Genomic DNA, 16,145 nt, shown 5'->3' on the forward strand with positions numbered 1-16,145 from the left:
TTCAGTGCCGCGCCCTCGCCCAGCGCCCGATCATCCAGATATGCAGCGCATGGATCGCCACCATGCCCGCCGCGATCGCCAGCAGCACCGGGATCACCAGCCCCTCCTGTCCGGCGCGCGGCGGCACCCACAAAGCCATCGCGCCCACGGCCAGGATCAGCATCGTCCCCAGCACCGGCGTGAAGGCCAGCGCCACGGCCCGCGGCGCATGCCAGCTCACCGTCCCGGTCAGCGTCCATTGCATCGGCAGCCGGTCGATCGCCCGGAACCGCCAATCGGCGCGCACCGACAGCGCGATCATCGCCCCCGCCGCCAACAGGATCAGCCCAACCAGCATCGCCCGATCTCCAAAGCCTCGTGCTCAGACTATCAGAGGAAGCGCCCAACCGCAAAAGCCCGACGCTCAAAGCTCAGGCCTGCACCTCATCATCCGACCGCCTCACCCAGTCGGGCGGGGGCCAACTTCATGGCCCCCGCCCTTGCTCGATCAAGCCGCCACAGCGAAGGTCGAGCTCAGATTCTGGAATTGCGCCACGCTGTTGCCGGCCACATCGTCGCAGCAGGACTTGCCGCTGACCCCGACATTGACATGATAGCCGGTATGATTGGCGTCCGCGATCCCGGCGGGGTTCAGTTCCACACCGCAATAATTGTTGGACGAACTGACATGCGTGATGACCCCGCTCAGGTCGATACCCCGTCCGCTCGGGTTCGACGCAGCGACGTTGCCGCGAATGAACAGCCCGTCGAACGCCGTCCCCGACGCCGGCCCTTCGCACACGATCCCATTGCCGCTGCCATATTTGGCTTCATTGTTGGTGATGGAAATACCGCGCACAATGCCGCTGTTCGACCTGATCTTCGCCGCAGCCGCCGTGCTGGCCGACAGCCAGTTGCCGTCGACCAGAAGCGTGTAGACCCGCCCGCCATTTTCCGGCTCGACCAGGACAGCGATGGTGGAAGTATCCAGATTATTGCCGATCAATTTGCCGGTTCCGGCATATTGACTACTGCCGACGGGCTTGATCGACACGCCGATTTCATGCCGCACGGAACTGTTGAAGCCGATGAAATAGACATCGCACCAGCCGATCCGGATGCCGACCGCCGCTTTGTCCTTGTCGTCGGAGACCTGCAGATGATTGCCGCTCAATGTCGCGCCATGGACATAATATTGGTTGCCGATGACGATGCCGGAACCGGTCCGCACGGTATTGAAAATCGTGTTGCCCGAAATGACGGGATGCTGCGCATAGTCGACATTGATCGCCAGGAACTGGTTGCGGAAGATATTGTTGGTGATCACGGGGCCGATGACGGCGCCCAGCAGGTTGGGATCACCCGCAATATTGATGGCGGCGCCACTGGTCCGCGCGATGGCACTCGACACATCAAAGGTCACTTCCGAGCAGGAGAAGCCCTCCACGCCGCTACCGACCTTCAACAGGTCGCCCGTCGCCGAAAGGGCAATGAATTTGCCTCCATTGATGAAGCGAACCGGCTTGTCGATATTGACGCTATTCAGAAGGCCATAGGGCCGCCCCTGCATATCGACCACGCCACCGCCAGACGGCAGCGCCGCGATGGCGCTGTTGAAAGCAGCACTGTCATTGGCCACGCCATCACCGACAGCACCATAACTGATGGGAGAAACAACCGTCATGCAAAGCTCCTAATATAATGATTTAACTGGACAAATCTTCTTGAAATCACTCCTTCAACATATTTTGATTGCAACGATGAAAGGGGCGAGCCGCGCCAAAGCGGCGCACACACAAATTGCGCGCGGCCGTCGCCGGATATTCTGGATATTTGCAAAGACTCGCGTCGCGCGGATCGCCCATCGGCGCCTCGCCACGACCATCATTCAGCGACTATGGCGCACGCCAAAATCGTAACTCACGTCCCCTCCGCCGCGCGGCGCCGGCGTATCTCTGCCAGCACCCGCTCGACGCTGGTGATCGCTTCGGGGCTGCCGTTTTCACAGGCTGGGGACAGGCCTGAGCCGAGGCGCAGCATCATTCTCGCTTGCGAAAGCGTGGCTGACGAAAGCCCGCAGAGGGCCTCGCAGCCAGAACGCCCATCGCCTCCTTCGTCAGGCCTGGCCAGCCACGGCCAGGTCGAGGCGATTGATCAGCTTGAAACCGATATATTCGTCCCGTCGATAGCTGCGGTGCATCACATCACCTCGATCATGTCGATAACAGACACTCCAATAGCGCAACATGCGGCGCTTCACCCGGCTCCAGCAGCTTGGCTCTTCCATAGGGGACACATGCGTGACGGGCATGTCATAGCCGCCATGTCGATAATAGGCGTCCCAATAGCTCATCACGCGGCGCTTCGTGGTCCGCCAATAGGCTGGATTTTCAGCAATGAAAGCGGCCAGCACCGGCGTCATTTCCGGCGTGAGACCGGCCGCTATGTCTTCCAGTATCTCCACGATATATTCGCCGATCAGCGCGACGATGAACGGGGCGGCCCAGGGCTGAAAATCGCCGATCAGATCGCGCGCGGCAACCTGGCGCAGGAAGCCATCGCTGCTGCGCGTCTGCAACGCGCGCGCCAAACCCCAGGCCGGATCGCCCTTGCTCAATCGCAGCCGGTCAGTGGCAAAATAGAGGCGCGCCGGAATCAGCACAGCCTGTCCTTCAGCCTGGACCGCAAATCGCTCCGTCCATTGTCGACTTGTCAGCGCCCGAACCACCGCTTCCCCGGCCGACAGAGCCATGGAGCGATGCGCCGGCGCAAATGCCTCCGCCAACATCAATCCATCGATTTTCGTCAGCATCGCCTGATCGCCCATGGGGGAACATTAGAGCATTTCCCAATCAGGTGGAATCACCTGATGACCCGGAAAACGCGTCAAAACAGGAGCATAGAACAGTCGCGCCGAGGCAGTCGGATCGAAATTTGCTCAAGCGCTATCCGTTTATGTCGCGTGCGCCTGCCTAAGATGCCAGCCTTCGCTGGCATGATCGAAATGGGGTGGTCCGCAATCCCCCTTCCCGCCCCCGGATCAAAAGCTGTTCTCAATCAGGTGGCAGCCGATAGGATTTCACCTGGGCTCTCGGAAAATTGATGGCTGTCACCTGATCATAGGCGTTGCCCATCAGCACGCGAACCGATTGCGGCTTTTCCGAAAGATAGAAGCCGACCGCACCCGATCCGGCGCCAAGGCGTGTGTCGCGCTGCATTATCACGATTGCGCCCAGCACAGGATCCTCGATCTCCCGGCCCCAATTCTCCCAGCTCAACGCGCGGCCGGGCGCGGCCGGGCAAGGCTTGCCCACCTGCTTGAACGTCCAGCACATGAAGGATCCGACCCATGGAACCGCGTCATCGGCAGGCAGGCCCGCGGCCTTGTTATAAGCGACGATGCGCGGATTGCTTTCCGGCCCCGGAATTTCCCGCTGCCCTATCTCGCCCTGGGCCACGCGCATCCAGGCGGCAGCCTTCGTCTTCGTCGCGGCCTCGACCAAAGAGGCATCCTCTGCCGTATAATTGGTCGCACTCGCCGTGCTGGCGATGACCGGCGGGGGGACCGCCTGCCCCTCATCGACATTGGCCGTCGCGCGCAATTTGGACAGATAGTTATCGGACAGCGCGATATAGCCGGCCTGGGCAAACCACAGGAGGTTGAGCGCACGCTGGCGGGCTTGCACATTCACATCCGCATTTGACGGAACATCACTCGATTTCAGAATGATATTCGTTTCCAGCTCGCGTCTTTTTATGGCGTAGTCGGCGGCCTTGCCCAGTGCCGTCCCGATCAGCCCCAGCGCAGCCCCCATCAACACCACGCCGGTCGGCGTCAGCAGGAAATGAAATCCATCAGCTGTCGCGGTTCTTTTCCGCAGTTCAAAATCAGCTTTCTGAAGTTCCAGCTGCTCGCGCGCCAGTTGCTGATCTCGCCGCTTCAATCGCGCATCAATGGCGATCTTGGATCGCGCCAATCGGTCTTGATCGTTCACGACAACACCTCGATCAGCACATGGATATTCACCGAATCATCTTCAATACATCATCAATATTATCCCGACCCCCGTCTACACGTAGTAATACATGCCCATTTTTGCGACAGTGCCGCGAAAGCGCTGCCCCAGCGCGCCATCCATCGAAGATCCCCGCACGGAAAGCCGGCGCCGCGCACAGGCCCTCCCCCTCACGTCCCCGCCGCCGCGCGGCGTCGGCGTATCTCCGCCAGCACCCGCTCGACGCTGGCGATCGCTTCGGGGCTGCCCGGTCCGGTCGCATCGCCCCGCGCCGCCCGGCGCGCCGCGACCTGGGCCGCATGCAGCTTCAGCAATTGCAGCCCCAGCGACGGATTGGGCGCGCGCTTGACCTTGCGGGTCTTCACCGCACCCTCGCCATCCTCGATGATTTCCTCGCTCTCGCAACCATGCAGCGCCAGCCGGATCAGCATCGCCTCGATCTCGCCATAGCCCTGCTCGATCGCCGCATCCCAGTCGCGCGCAAATTCCGCGTCGCGCTGCTTCAGCCCATAGGCCGCCTGCCGGCTCTTCCCCACGGTCCGCGCCGCCTCGCTGACATTGCAGGTCTCGGCCAGCTCCGCCAGGAAGCGCGCGCGGTCCTTCTGCGCCCAGCCATCCCTGCGCACCTGTCGCAATTGCGTCCGCACCCCCTCGCCCGCCGCCTGCCGCTGCGCCACGCGCTCCGGCCGCCCGGCCGCCCCCTTTCGCGCCGCCATCACCCTCTCCCCCGATTGTCCCGAACCATCGCCCCGCCGAGCGACCACGCGCCGCACGCCGCCATCGGCAGCAGCCCCGCGCCACCCCGCCGCTCGACGGCTCCCCGCACACCGCCCCGACAGCGCCAGCTTCAGCTTCAGCCCCGCGCGCTCGCCCAACGCAAAAGGGGCCGGCCCAACCGAACCAGCCCCTTTCGCCTCACCTGATGGCAATATCCGTCAGCATCGCATCACGGCGCCGGCATTCCAAAAGCCCCGCACCGTCACGCACCAGCCCTCAAGGACCGACTGCCAATCCTGACCTGGAAGACCAGCCCAAAGACCCAGCCCAAAAGCCGCCCTCGAAGACCCCGCCTTCCACAGCCCAGCCGACCCATCGCGCCACCACCGACCGACGCCGACGAGTCGCAATTATCGACTTTCCTCTTCTCTGCCCGATCAGCGTGACGATGTCAAGCAAAATGTTCCATATGGGTTATACAGCCTTGCCCAGCATCCGCGCCTCCTGCGCCATCGCCCCGGCAAAGCTCGGCCGCGCCCGCAATCCGTCGAGCCAGGTCTTCACCCTGGGCCAGCGCCCGTCCTTCAACCCGTTGCTGCAATAGCAGACATTGATCAGCGGACAGGCCACCGCAATGTCGGCCAAAGTGAAGCGATCCTCCACCAGCCAGCCGCTCTCGGGCAGAACCGCCTCCAGATAATCATAGATGCCCGGCATCTTCTCTGCCTCAGCCCGGTCGGCACGGGCCGGGTCATGCGGCATGTCGAGCAGCTTGCCGACCACCCGGTTGAAGAAGATGTCGACGCCCACCGGCTGGGCGATGGTGTCGGCAAATTCCTCATACCATATCGTCCGCGCCCGCGCCTTCGCCTCGGTCGGGATCAGGTTCGGCTCGGGATGCAGCGCATCCATATAGGTTATGATCGCGGACGAATCGCTGATCGCGAAATCGCCGTCGACCAGGGCCGGGATCTTGCCAAAGGGGGACGCCCGCTCGAACGCCTCGCCGCCCTTGCCGAACCCGGCCGGCCGCACCTCGACCGCAATCCCCTTTTCCGCTGCAAAGACAATGACCTTGCGCACAAAGGGCGACGGCCGCGCGCCATAGATGATCATGCACCCACTCCTGCTTTTCTGGTGGTGGAGCGCCGATCCTGCCAGACCAGTCGCATATTGCAACGGTCCAGTCCCGTCCTGCCCGGCCCTGACCGCGCAATCCATTAGGTGTTCGACCGGAATTTCCACGCCCCCGCAAATCGGAAAGCCTTTGCAGGGGCAATCCGGGATGGGGGCGGTCATGGACAGACGCGCGTTTCTGGCGACGATGGCGGGCGCAGCGGGTGCGGCCGGCCTGGTCAGCTGCCATCAGGCCAGCGGCAAGCCGGCCGCCCTCATCCATCCGCGCCGCACCGCGCTCGCCGGGGAAGCCTGGGCCGATGCCGATGTCGTCGTCTATGGCGCCACCCCCGCCGGCGTCATCGCCGCGGTCAGCGCCGCCAATCTGGGCGCGTCGGCGGTGCTGATCGGCGGCTGGCGCGAAATCCAGCCCGGCGGCATGCTGGCCGGCGGGCTCAGCTGGACCGACATACGCGATATCGATGCGGTCGGCGGCTATGCCCGCACCACCATGGCCGCGCTGGCGGCGGCGGGCGGCATGCCGGGCAATCGCTACGCCTTCGACCCGGCCGTTGCTGCCCCCTATTTCCGCGACCTGCTCGATGCCGCCGGGGTGCCGGTCCTCTGGTCGGACGGGGTCGAGACCGTCGACCGGACCGATCGCGCCATCCGCGAGATCATCACCCGCTCGGGCGTTCGCGCCCATGGCCGCATCTTCATCGACGCCTCCTATGAAGGCGACCTGATGGCCCGCGCCGGCATCAGCACCAGGGTCGGGCGCGAAGCCGCCGACCGGGCCAATCCCTATAATGGCTATCGCGGGTCACGCTATGAGCTGCTGACCCGGACCGATCCGCCGCAGAAGGACAATATCCTGCCGATCAACCCTTTCGTCGACCAGCCGTCGGGCCGCCTGATCGCCGGGGTCGATCCCGCGCCGAACCGACCGGTCGGCGCCGCCGACGATGGCGTGCAGGCCTATTGCTTCCGCCTGACCATGACCGATCGGCCCGAACTGCGGCTCGACCTGCCCGCCACCGCGCCCGATGGCTATCGCGAGGCCGACTATGAACTGCTGTTTCGCGATTTCGACCGACGCCGGCGCGCCGGCCAGCTCTATGGCCGGGACTGGCATTTCGCCCGCGATCTGGTGAAGGCGGACGAGGTCGCGCCGGGCATCTACGACATCAACAATCGCGGCACCATGTCGCTCGACGCGGTCGGCCTCAACCGCGCCTATCCGGCGGCCGACTATGATGCGCGCGAACGCATATGGAAGGCGCATGAAAATTATATTCGCGGCTGGTTCCACGCCATGGCCCATGGCCGCGATCCCCGCATTCCCGCCGGGCTGCAACGCGATGTGCGCAACTGGGGCCTGGTGCGCGGCCGCCACACCGATTGCCATCCCGCCGACACGCCCGGCTGGTCGCCCCAGCTCTATGTGCGCGAGGCGCGCCGGCTGGACAATGGCCTTGCCTGGTCGGGCCGGGACGTGTCGGATATCGATGGCGTGCCCCCGCGCCTCCCCTCGATCGTCGCCATGGCCTCCTACTGGCAGGACAGCCACGCCGCCAGCCGCATCGCGGTCCGGGACGAACGGGGGCAATGGGGCATCGTCAACGAAGGCCATTTCATGCTGCCCGCCGGCGGCAAATATCAACGCTCGCCGCTGCCCTTCGAACTGATGGTGCCGCATCGCGACCAGTGCACCAACCTCATGGTGCCCTTCTGCGTCGCCGCGCAACCCGCCTCCCCCGTCCGCCCATAAAAAAGGCCGGCGTTTCCACCGGCCTTCTTTCCTGTCCCGATCCACCGCGATCAGCGCGCGTGCATCGTGCTCCGGGCGATCTTGGCGACCAGCGGGAACATGCCGGTATAATTGCCCTGGCGATAGGGCGAGTCGATGTCGAGCGTCGCCATCAGCTGCCGATGGGCAGCCGCCAGATTATGATAGGGCACGCTCGGCAGCAGGTGATGCAACGCATGATAACGCAGGCCGACCGGCGCCCACAGTTCGGGCAGCGTGCCGGGCGGCGGCACATTGACCGAATCCAGATATTGCGCCGTCACGGTCATCGCCTCGCCCTCATTCTCCCACAGATGCGCGACCAGGGTGCGCAGCTGGTTGATGACGGTCATCGCCGAATGGATCGCCATATAGACGAGCAAGGGCTTCCAGCCGAAGGCGAAGACACTGCCGACCAGCGCCAGCGCGAACAGGCAGGCGCCCGCTTCCTGCCAATGCCACATGCGGGCGAACTCACCCTCGGGCGCACGGCGGCGATAGGCGGGATTGATCGACAGCGCCGAAAACTCCGCCACCACCTTGCGCCGCAGCGGCGGGATGATCAGGCTGAGCGGCGTCAGCACGCCAAAGCGCAGGATCAGGCCGACCGGCGCCAGCGCGGCGACGACGATGAACAGGGGCAGCGACCAGGGCTTCATCAGCGCCAGCGGCAGATATTCGGGGTCTTCCGCCGTGCCATAACGGGTGCGGGCATGATGCTGGGTATGCACGCCTTCATACAGGAAGGACGGGATCATCAGCGGAATGCCGACCAGCAGGTTCCAGCCGAATCGGAAGCCGGGCAGCGCGCCCTTGCGGATATGGGTCAGCTCATGGATGAAGCTGGCCGCGCGATAGAGCGCCATCATCGACAACAGGGCACAGCCGATCGCGATCGCCACATTCTGGGCCAGAATCGCACCGGCCAGCGCGCCATAGCCGATCAGCGCCGACGCCAGCATGTCCGGCCAGTAGATGGCCGGGTTCGCGGTCGACAGGGTGCGCGTCAGATCCGCGGCAGCGCGCAGCATCTTCGTATCGTCGGGTATAGCCGACCGCGTGCGCGACGCGGCGGCCAATATGGGATCATGCACAGTCATGCTGCCTTCCCTACACTCCAAATGCGCTGCAATCGTGGCAGCAACGTGACATATTCACCCCGGTTGGGGGTGTGGGCCGGTACAGATGCGCAAGACGCGCATTTCCAGACCGACTCCTAGCGCCCCGACACCGGCCCGAGATTGACATTCCGCAAACAAGCGCCGAACTGCTCGACACATTTCTTCAAGGGCCTGCGCCGTGGCATCAACCGATCTCGTCATCACCCCCGTTTCCTCCAAGGCCGATCTCAAGGCCTTTGTCGACCTGCCCTGGCGGCTCTACGCCAATGATCCCAATTGGGTGCCGCCGCTCAAGTCCGAAGTCTATGGCCTGCTGACGCCCGGCAAGAATCCCTTCTTCGACCATGCCGAGGCTCAATATTTCCTCGCCCGGCGCGGAAACAAGGTGGTCGGCCGCATTTCCGCGCATTTCGACAAGCTGGCGCTGGCCCAGCCGGTCGAACAGGGTATGGGTCCGGGCACCGGCAATTTCGGCCTGTTCGAGGCGGAAGATGCCGAAACCGGCGCCGCCCTGATCGCCGCGGCCGAAGGCTGGCTCAAGGCCAAGGGCATGACCCGCGTGCTCGGCCCGATCTCGCTGTCGATTTGGGAAGAGCCCGGCCTGCTGATCCAGGGCCATGATCATCCGCCGACGGTGATGATGGGCCATAACAGCGCCGCCTATCAGCCGATGGTCGAAGGCGCCGGCTATCAGCCGGTCAAGCAGCTCAAGACCTATGAGCTCGACATCACCAAGAATTTCCCGCCGCTGATCGAGCGCATCGTCGCCTCCGGCGAAAAGAGCGCGCGCATCACCATCCGCAAGGTCGACAAGTCGAAGTTCGATCAGGAAGCCGCGATCATCCTGGGCATCCTCAACGATGCCTGGGGCAAGAATTGGGGCTTCGTGCCGATCACCGACGCCGAAGTCGCCTTCACCGGCAAGAAGCTCAAGCCGCTGGTGTTCGAGGATCTGATCATGATCGCGGAGTTGGAGGGCGAGCCGGTCGCCTTCATGATGACCCTGCCCGACCTTAACGAGGCATTGAAGCCGCTCAACGGTTCGCTCTTCCCGTTCGGCTGGATCAAGCTGCTGCGCTGGCTGCGCAAGCCGCAGGTGCGCACGATGCGCGTGCCGCTGATGGGCGTGGTCCAGCGGCTGCAATCCACCCGCATGGCCAGCCAGCTCGCCTTCATGATGATCGAATATATCCGCCGCAACGCCCTGGCCCATTACAGCGCGACGCGGGGCGAGATCGGCTGGGTGCTGGACGATAATCAGGGCATGAACGCGATCGCCGACGCCATCGAATCCAGGGTCAACAAGATCTATCAGGTCTACGAAAAGACGCTGTAAGGCAGCGGGCGCGCCTCAGCGCCCGCATCCATCCGCCTGCAAGGCCATCATCGCCCGCGCCATCGCCATGCCCAGCCGGCGCTGGGCATCGGTCACCAGATGCAGTTCGTCCGCCTGCCGCTCAAGGCCGCCGGTCGGCACCATATAGGCGCAGCGCAGGGCGATGTCGCGCTGCGCCGCCTGCACCACCGCCCATCCCGGATAGCGCGCGACATGCTCCGGCGCGGCCGGCCGATCGGCGATCTGCGCAAAGAGGAACGGCAGCTCTGCGCGTCCCAGATCCCGCCGGAAATGCCCGACCAGATCGGCCAGCGCAGCGCCATAGCCCGTTGCCGCCGTCCCATTCTCCGCGTCGCTCTCGCCCTGATACCAGAGGATGCCGGCCAGCCGTCCGCGGACCGATCGCACCCGCGCCAGACAGGATCCATAGAGCGTTGTCCGATCCCCGCCGGGTCGCCAGCGCGCGATCGCGCTGCCGCCCTTGGCGCAGGGGATCAGGAGTATGGGCCGCCGCTGCCGCGCGATCAGCGCGCGGGCAAAGAACAGGCCCGGCCCGACCGCCGCCAGCCGGTCCGCCGACGCCATGTCCTGCTGCCCCTGCGCACTGTCGATCGGCTCCATCGCCGGCCGCACGATGCCGTCATTGCCCAGCATCTTCACGCCCGGCACCGGCGCCCTTTCCGGCTCGGTCAGGTCCGCCAGCGCGCCCCGCCCCGACATGTTGGACTGGCCGGCCAGCACATAGATGTCCGGCAAGGGCGCCGCGCCGCCGGCCGAGCCAGCCGCGCCGATCAGCGCGGCCAGGCCCAGCCCGGCAACCCGCCAGCTCAATAGCTGTAGCTCAGGCGGATGCCGCCATAACGATGGAAATCACGCGGCACATAGCCCTGGATCGCCGTCGTCCCGTAACGGTTCGACACATCGTTGATCAGATAGCGATAATGTTGGTCGAACAGATTGTTGATGAAGCCCATCACCTGCCATGACTTGTCGGCGCTGCGCAGGCCGAGCGCGATGTTCACCATCGCATATTCCGGCTGGATGGTGCGCGGATTCTGGTCCAGCGGCACGACCTTGCTCTGCCAGGTGACGGCGCCCTGCGCGACCAGTTCCAGCGGCCCCTGCCCCAGCGGCTGGGCATAATCGATATTGCCCGCCAGCTTCCACTTGGGCGAGATCAGCATCGCCTTGCCGCTCAGATCCTGGCGCGGCGGCGTGCCGACGCATCCCTGCGCCGCGGTCTGGTTCACATAGCAGGCCGCGCCGGCAAATTCCTTGAACTTGGCGTCCAGATAGGTCAGCGACCCATTGATGGTCAGCCCGGCCACCGGGCGGATGCTGGTTTCCATTTCCAGGCCCCGGATGCGCACCTTGCCGACATTGGTCAGGCGGAAATTCTGCGTCCCGTCGGCCAGATTTTCCACCGCCTGGGTCTGGAAATCGCGGAAGTTGGAATTGAAGACGGTGAGGTTCAGCGTCACCTTGCGATCCAGCAACTGCGATCGGAAGCCAAGCTCCAGGCTGTCGGATTTTTCCGGGTTCACCGGGCCGGCGTCGGCGCGCGCCTGGTTGAAGCCCGACGAGATGTCATAGGCCTGCCCCTTATGCCCGGTCGCATAGGTGAGATAGAGGTTCATGTCGCGCGCGACATCCTGCTTGATGCCCAGCTTGTAGGTGCCGAAACTGTCGCTGCTGCGCCCCGCATAGACCCGGCTGGCCGCCAGATCGGTGAACACATAATCGATCTTTTCCCGGCTGTAGCGGCCACCGGCGATCAGCGTCGTGCCGGGCAGCGGATCATATTCCAGCTGGCCAAAGCCCGCGATCAGGTCGCTGCCATTGGTCGCATCCCAATTGGCGTTGGAAAAGAGCGGCCCGCGATAGAAGTCGCGGCCGATGTCGACATTGCTGTAATAGGCGCCCAGCGTATAGCGGAACCGGTCCTTGCCGGGCGAAATCAGCCGCAGTTCCTGACTGAACTGTTCGCTGTCGAAATGGCCATATTGGAAATTCTGGAAGCTGGTGATCGCGGAATCGTCGCTGTCGAACCAGTCATGCGACTTGTAGCGGTCATGCGCGGTGATCGACATGATCGTCGGCCCGCCCGTATCATAGCTCAGTCGCAGCGACTGGGCGAAATCATTATAGGTGTTGCCGGTCGGGAAATCGATCGACACGTCCGTATTGTCCTTGTCGACCGTGATGCCCGGCGCGAACACATCCTGGGTGAAGGCCGGGTTGCCGCGCAGGATCGCATTATCGCCCAGTTCGATGAAGGGCCGCGTCGATGTCGTCCGCCCATCGGCATAATCGATCGCCAGATCGGCCTGCAACTCAGCCGTCGGGTTCCAGCGCAGCTTGTTGCGGGTGGAGAAATAGCGGCGCCCGTTCAGCGTCTTGCCATCGGCCAGGTTGCGCGAATTGCCCTTGAAATCATCATAGTTGACGCTGGTGCGGAAACCCAGCGTGTCGGTCAGCGGCCCGGAAAGAACCGCGCCGATCTGCTGCTCGTCATCCGTGGTGATCATGCCGCGCACCGACGCGGTCAGCGTCTTTGTCGGCGCCTTGGACACGATATTGATCAGGCCAGCCGAGGCCGATTTGCCATACAGCGTCGTCTGCGGCCCGCGCAGCACCTCGATCCGCTCGATATCGGAAAGATCGGTGAAGGCGCGCGACTGGAAGGCCAGCGCCACATCGTCCAGGATGACCGCGACGCTCGGCTCGACGCCGGGGCTGAAGGCCAGGGTGCCGACGCCGCGGATCGCGACATTGGCGCTCGCCGGATTTTCCGCCGGCCGGATGCTCAGCGACGGCGACACGCGGCTCAGATCGTTGAAATCCTGCACCGCATTGGCCTGCAACTGGGCCTCGCCCAGCACCTGCACCGACAAGGGCACATCCTGCACATTCTGTTCGCGCTTCTGCGCCGTCACGATGATGTCGCCAGCCGACATATCCTGCGCCTGCGCATGGGCCATGCCCGCCAGCGCCCCCGATACGACGCCAACCAGCAGGCTCGCCATCACGACTGCCATTTTCGACTGCCCCTTCATCAACCTCTCCCGATCCTGTGTTCCAAAGCTGCCACCGGGAGCCATCGGCCGATGCGCCGGTTTGCCCGACTGCACCGGCATCAAAGCCCACATTGCGGGACTCGGCTCCAGATTTCGAAAAGGATGTAACCGACAGATCAGGCCAGCGCAACATATTGGTCAAACCAATATTGATGAACACGGCACTTGTCAGACAAATTGGCCTGACAGATCGATTGTCATGGCGAATGGCTGCGCTCCGGCGGAAGCAGGCGGCCGTGAATCACCATCGGCGCGATCGACGGTCCGCAGACAGTCGATCGCGCCGATCGCGCATTGTCAAAATCGGGTCAGGCGGCGGCCGGGGTCGCCTCGGCCGGCTTCAGATGGCGTGCCAGGAAGTCGAGGCAGCTGCGCACCTTGGCACTGTCCCCCTGCGCCGGCAGATAGAGGGCAACGATCGGCGATTCCGGCAGCGCGACAGCGGGCAGCACCGTCTGCAACCGCCCCTCTTCCAGATCGTCCGACACCGCCCATAGCGACTTGATGACGATACCGGCGCCATTGAGCGCCCACATCCGCGCCATTTCGCCATCATTCGTGCTCAGCACCCGGCTCGCCCGGCTATTGTCTCGCCCCATGTCCATGTCGATCGCGCGCCACATATCCTGCCCGCCGCCAATGACGATGCGGTCATGGCTGGCCAGATCCTCGATCGTGCGCGGCACGCCGCGTCGGCTCAGATATTCGGGCGAGGCGCAAAGCATGCGCGGATTGTCGGCCAGCCGCTTCATGATCAGGCCGCTGTCGGGCGGCGGATCGAAACAGATGGCGATGTCATGGCCGGTCTCGACGATATTGGCTGCCTGCCCCGCCGCCTCCAGATGCACCGCCACCTCGGGGTGCAGCGTCGCATAATGCTGGAACAGCGGCGCCAGCCGGCTGCGGCCCGAATGCAGCGTCGTCACCACGCGCAGCGCCCCGACCGGTTCGGTGGCGTTGCGCATCACGACATTTTCCGCCTGGTCGATGTCGGACAGCGCCTGCCCCGCCTTCTCGTAGAAGATCTGGCCTTCCTGCGTCAGCGTCATGTGCCGGCTGTTGCGGCGCACCAGCATCACCCCCAGCCGCGACTCCAGTTGCGACAGGCGGCGACTGGTCGCGGCAAGCGACAGGTCCAGTCGTTTGGCCGCTTCGGACAGGCTGCCCGATTCGGCAATTTTCACGAAGGACAGGATTTCAGCATAGCGATCGGCCATGCGCAAAAAGCTATGCGCGTTACGCTGCATTGCAATAGGCGCAAGGTTGCAGTTCCGTGTGAAAACATTGCCACGTCTCCCAAACGGCACGGAAATGCGACGGAATTTTGCTGGCGTTACCGCTACCGCAAGGCTGGCTTGCATGGTGTGGACCACGTTGACCGTCGCTTGTGCGTCGCATCATTTTTCGAACAAAGGCCGCCCGTCGGCTCCATTTCGGAAAGGACCGCCATGATCCGCACGCTCGCCGCAACGCGCGCCGCGCCCACGCCCAAGACCAATCAGCGTCTTGCCTGGAACGATATCGAGGCGCTGCCCATCTATGCCGCCATGGCGCTCTGCTTCGCCTGCGCCTGGCTGGCGATCAGCGACAGCACCCCCACCATCTATGCGACCATCCTGAAGGCGGTCGGCATCATCGGCGGCATGGCGCTGCGCCATGCCTGGCTGAAACTGGATGAAGCCGACGGCACGGACATCGCCTGACCTGTAGAGAACCGCTCCCCCTATGATCGTCGGACGTGCCCCACGTATCCGCCAGAGTTTCCAGACCGCGTGGCGCGCGCTGATCGCGCTGTTCTTCTGGGATCTGGCGGTCACCATCTTCTACTTCATCTCACCCTTCAAGGCGCCGGCCCTGCCGCTGACCATCTTCGGCACCGCGCTCGCCCTGGTCCTCGGCTTCCGCGTCAACTCCGCCTATCAGCGCTGGTGGGAAGGCCGCATCCTGTGGGGTGCGATGGTCAATGTCTCGCGCAGCTGGGCACGCGCGGTGATGAACTTCATCCCCGACCGGGCCGAAACGGCGGACCTGCGTCAGACCCTGGTCGAACGCCATATCGCCTATGTCCAAGCGCTGCGCTGCCAGCTCCGCCGGATCGATCCCGCGCCCGATGTGCGCCGCCTGCTCGCCGGCCCGGAGATTCCGGAACTGGGCCGTCGCAATCCCGCCAACGGCCTGCTCGACGGATCGGGCCGCCGGGTCGAACAGGCGCGCGCGGACGGCTGGATCGACAGCATCCAGCAGACCCAGATCGAACGGCTGCTGGTCGACATGTCGAACGCGCAGGGCGGCATGGAGCGGATCAAGAACACGCCGCTGCCCGCCCAATATCGCAGCTTCCCCAAATTCTTTACCCGGCTCTTCTGCATCCTGCTGCCGATCGGCCTGGTCGAGACATTGGGCATCGCCACCCCGGTCGGATCGGCGGTCGCGGGCTTCATGTATCTTGCCGTGCTGCAGATCGGCGACGACCTGGTCGATCCGTTCGGCAACGACGTCCACGACCTGCCGCTCGACAGCATCACCACCACGATCGAAGCGGACATGTGCGACACGCTTGGCCGCGAAGGGCCTCCGCCGGTCCAGCCGGTCGACGGCGTGCTCTGGTAAAGCCAAAGATCGCCCGCCAAACCGGCCGTCATCCTGCATTAGATGCAGGATCCATTCAGCGCGCCCTCGCAGCACAGAAGGAATCCCGGATCCTTCGACGAGTCCAAGAGAGCCTTTCGCTAGGATGACGCTGATAGGGATCAACGTGTTTCGACCGATAGTGTTGAAGACCCGGTCTTTGCAGTGATGGCGCGGTTCTGATTCACTGGCGTTGTCGTTAGGCGACGGGCTGATGATGGGTGATCGGACGGTGATGCAGGAGGTGCTGTTTTACAGCTTCAGCCTGGAAGATCATGTTCCCCAGAGCCACTTGTTGCGGGCGGTGGATCGTTTCGTTGATCTGGACGGGATCTGGGAGAAGCTGCGGTCATTCTATAGCGAGAA

14 protein-coding genes and 1 pseudogene are annotated in these 16,145 nt (G+C 63.9%); 5 read left to right on the forward strand and 10 right to left on the reverse strand.

Translation table 11 applies throughout. The annotated features are described in order from the left end of the window. Position 1: 1 nt before the first annotated feature. From ACUCV3_RS13940 to ACUCV3_RS13965, 6 genes are all read right to left on the reverse strand, one after another. On the reverse strand, positions 2-337 hold the full coding sequence (locus ACUCV3_RS13940) for a hypothetical protein (RefSeq protein ID WP_048938273.1): 336 nt from the start codon (positions 335-337) through the stop codon (positions 2-4). 150 nt (positions 338-487) lie between these two features. Further along, a complete protein-coding gene (locus ACUCV3_RS13945) occupies positions 488-1,663 on the reverse strand; it encodes a hypothetical protein (protein ID WP_048938272.1) in 1,176 nt (391 codons plus the stop codon). A 432-nt stretch (positions 1,664-2,095) separates the two neighbouring features. Beyond that, the gene (locus tag ACUCV3_RS13950; protein ID WP_137406072.1) at positions 2,096-2,791 is read right to left on the reverse strand and encodes a hypothetical protein; all 696 of its coding nucleotides are present in this window, start codon (positions 2,789-2,791) and stop codon (positions 2,096-2,098) included. A gap of 241 nt (positions 2,792-3,032) precedes the next feature. Next, on the reverse strand, positions 3,033-3,974 hold the full coding sequence (locus tag ACUCV3_RS13955; RefSeq protein ID WP_482240689.1) for a TIGR02594 family protein: 942 nt from the start codon (positions 3,972-3,974) through the stop codon (positions 3,033-3,035). 191 nt (positions 3,975-4,165) lie between these two features. Then, positions 4,166-4,711 carry a hypothetical protein gene (locus tag ACUCV3_RS13960; RefSeq protein WP_048938269.1) on the reverse strand — a complete coding sequence of 182 codons (546 nt, stop codon included), beginning with the start codon at positions 4,709-4,711 and terminating at the stop codon, positions 4,166-4,168. 475 nt (positions 4,712-5,186) lie between these two features. After that, positions 5,187-5,828, reverse strand: coding sequence for a glutathione S-transferase family protein (locus tag ACUCV3_RS13965; RefSeq protein ID WP_048938268.1), 642 nt, complete (start codon positions 5,826-5,828; stop codon positions 5,187-5,189). A gap of 181 nt (positions 5,829-6,009) precedes the next feature. Between ACUCV3_RS13965 and ACUCV3_RS13970 the strand changes: the two genes are divergently transcribed. Next, complete coding sequence (locus ACUCV3_RS13970) at positions 6,010-7,599, forward strand: FAD-dependent oxidoreductase (RefSeq protein ID WP_234415734.1); 1,590 nt, start codon at positions 6,010-6,012, stop codon at positions 7,597-7,599. 50 nt (positions 7,600-7,649) lie between these two features. Here the strand turns inward: ACUCV3_RS13970 and ACUCV3_RS13975 are convergent, their stop codons facing one another. Then, entirely contained in the window at positions 7,650-8,717 is a 1,068-nt protein-coding gene (locus tag ACUCV3_RS13975; RefSeq protein ID WP_010335889.1) for a fatty acid desaturase family protein, read from the reverse strand. 199 nt (positions 8,718-8,916) lie between these two features. Here ACUCV3_RS13975 and ACUCV3_RS13980 point away from each other — a divergent pair, with 199 nt between their 5' ends. Next, positions 8,917-10,074, forward strand: a complete 1,158-nt coding sequence (locus ACUCV3_RS13980; RefSeq protein WP_048939599.1) for a hypothetical protein — start codon at positions 8,917-8,919, stop codon at positions 10,072-10,074. A gap of 15 nt (positions 10,075-10,089) precedes the next feature. Here ACUCV3_RS13980 and ACUCV3_RS13985 read toward each other — a convergent pair whose 3' ends face one another. The 3 genes from ACUCV3_RS13985 to ACUCV3_RS13995 form a co-directional block, all read right to left on the reverse strand. Then, the gene (locus ACUCV3_RS13985; RefSeq protein ID WP_048939598.1) at positions 10,090-10,905 is read right to left on the reverse strand and encodes a sialate O-acetylesterase; all 816 of its coding nucleotides are present in this window, start codon (positions 10,903-10,905) and stop codon (positions 10,090-10,092) included. Next, positions 10,902-13,112, reverse strand: coding sequence for a TonB-dependent receptor (locus ACUCV3_RS13990; protein ID WP_234415733.1), 2,211 nt, complete (start codon positions 13,110-13,112; stop codon positions 10,902-10,904). The genes ACUCV3_RS13985 and ACUCV3_RS13990 overlap by 4 nt, the downstream gene beginning before the upstream one ends. A gap of 347 nt (positions 13,113-13,459) precedes the next feature. Beyond that, the gene (locus ACUCV3_RS13995; RefSeq protein ID WP_037509690.1) at positions 13,460-14,368 is read right to left on the reverse strand and encodes a LysR family transcriptional regulator; all 909 of its coding nucleotides are present in this window, start codon (positions 14,366-14,368) and stop codon (positions 13,460-13,462) included. A gap of 231 nt (positions 14,369-14,599) precedes the next feature. On the opposite strand from ACUCV3_RS13995, the gene ACUCV3_RS14000 reads away from it, so the two are divergent. The 3 genes and pseudogenes from ACUCV3_RS14000 to ACUCV3_RS14010 form a co-directional block, all read left to right on the forward strand. Continuing rightward, on the forward strand, positions 14,600-14,854 hold the full coding sequence (locus tag ACUCV3_RS14000; RefSeq protein ID WP_004211015.1) for a hypothetical protein: 255 nt from the start codon (positions 14,600-14,602) through the stop codon (positions 14,852-14,854). Between the two features lie 22 nt (positions 14,855-14,876). Continuing rightward, the gene (locus ACUCV3_RS14005; RefSeq protein WP_048939596.1) at positions 14,877-15,761 is read left to right on the forward strand and encodes a bestrophin family protein; all 885 of its coding nucleotides are present in this window, start codon (positions 14,877-14,879) and stop codon (positions 15,759-15,761) included. Positions 15,762-15,993: 232 nt separating this feature from the next. Next, a pseudogene (locus ACUCV3_RS14010) lies at positions 15,994-16,145 on the forward strand (IS5/IS1182 family transposase); the annotation flags it as partial.

The sequence above is a fragment of the Sphingobium sp. VMM genome, assembly GCF_056790315.1.

Excerpts from the sequence above, each read along its gene's own strand:
- ACUCV3_RS13940 (WP_048938273.1), bottom strand. The coding sequence starts at position 337 with ATGCTGGTTGGGCTGATCCTGTTGGCGGCGGGGGCGATGATCGCGCTG.
- ACUCV3_RS13945 (WP_048938272.1), bottom strand. The coding sequence starts at position 1,663 with ATGACGGTTGTTTCTCCCATCAGTTATGGTGCTGTCGGTGATGGCGTG.
- ACUCV3_RS13950 (WP_137406072.1), bottom strand. The coding sequence starts at position 2,791 with ATGCTGACGAAAATCGATGGATTGATGTTGGCGGAGGCATTTGCGCCG.
- ACUCV3_RS13960 (WP_048938269.1), bottom strand. The coding sequence starts at position 4,711 with ATGGCGGCGCGAAAGGGGGCGGCCGGGCGGCCGGAGCGCGTGGCGCAG.
- ACUCV3_RS13965 (WP_048938268.1), bottom strand. The coding sequence starts at position 5,828 with ATGATCATCTATGGCGCGCGGCCGTCGCCCTTTGTGCGCAAGGTCATT.
- ACUCV3_RS13970 (WP_234415734.1), top strand. The coding sequence starts at position 6,010 with ATGGACAGACGCGCGTTTCTGGCGACGATGGCGGGCGCAGCGGGTGCG.
- ACUCV3_RS13975 (WP_010335889.1), bottom strand. The coding sequence starts at position 8,717 with ATGACTGTGCATGATCCCATATTGGCCGCCGCGTCGCGCACGCGGTCG.
- ACUCV3_RS13990 (WP_234415733.1), bottom strand. The coding sequence starts at position 13,112 with ATGGCAGTCGTGATGGCGAGCCTGCTGGTTGGCGTCGTATCGGGGGCG.
- ACUCV3_RS13995 (WP_037509690.1), bottom strand. The coding sequence starts at position 14,368 with ATGGCCGATCGCTATGCTGAAATCCTGTCCTTCGTGAAAATTGCCGAA.
- ACUCV3_RS14000 (WP_004211015.1), top strand. The coding sequence starts at position 14,600 with ATGATCCGCACGCTCGCCGCAACGCGCGCCGCGCCCACGCCCAAGACC.
- ACUCV3_RS14005 (WP_048939596.1), top strand. The coding sequence starts at position 14,877 with ATGATCGTCGGACGTGCCCCACGTATCCGCCAGAGTTTCCAGACCGCG.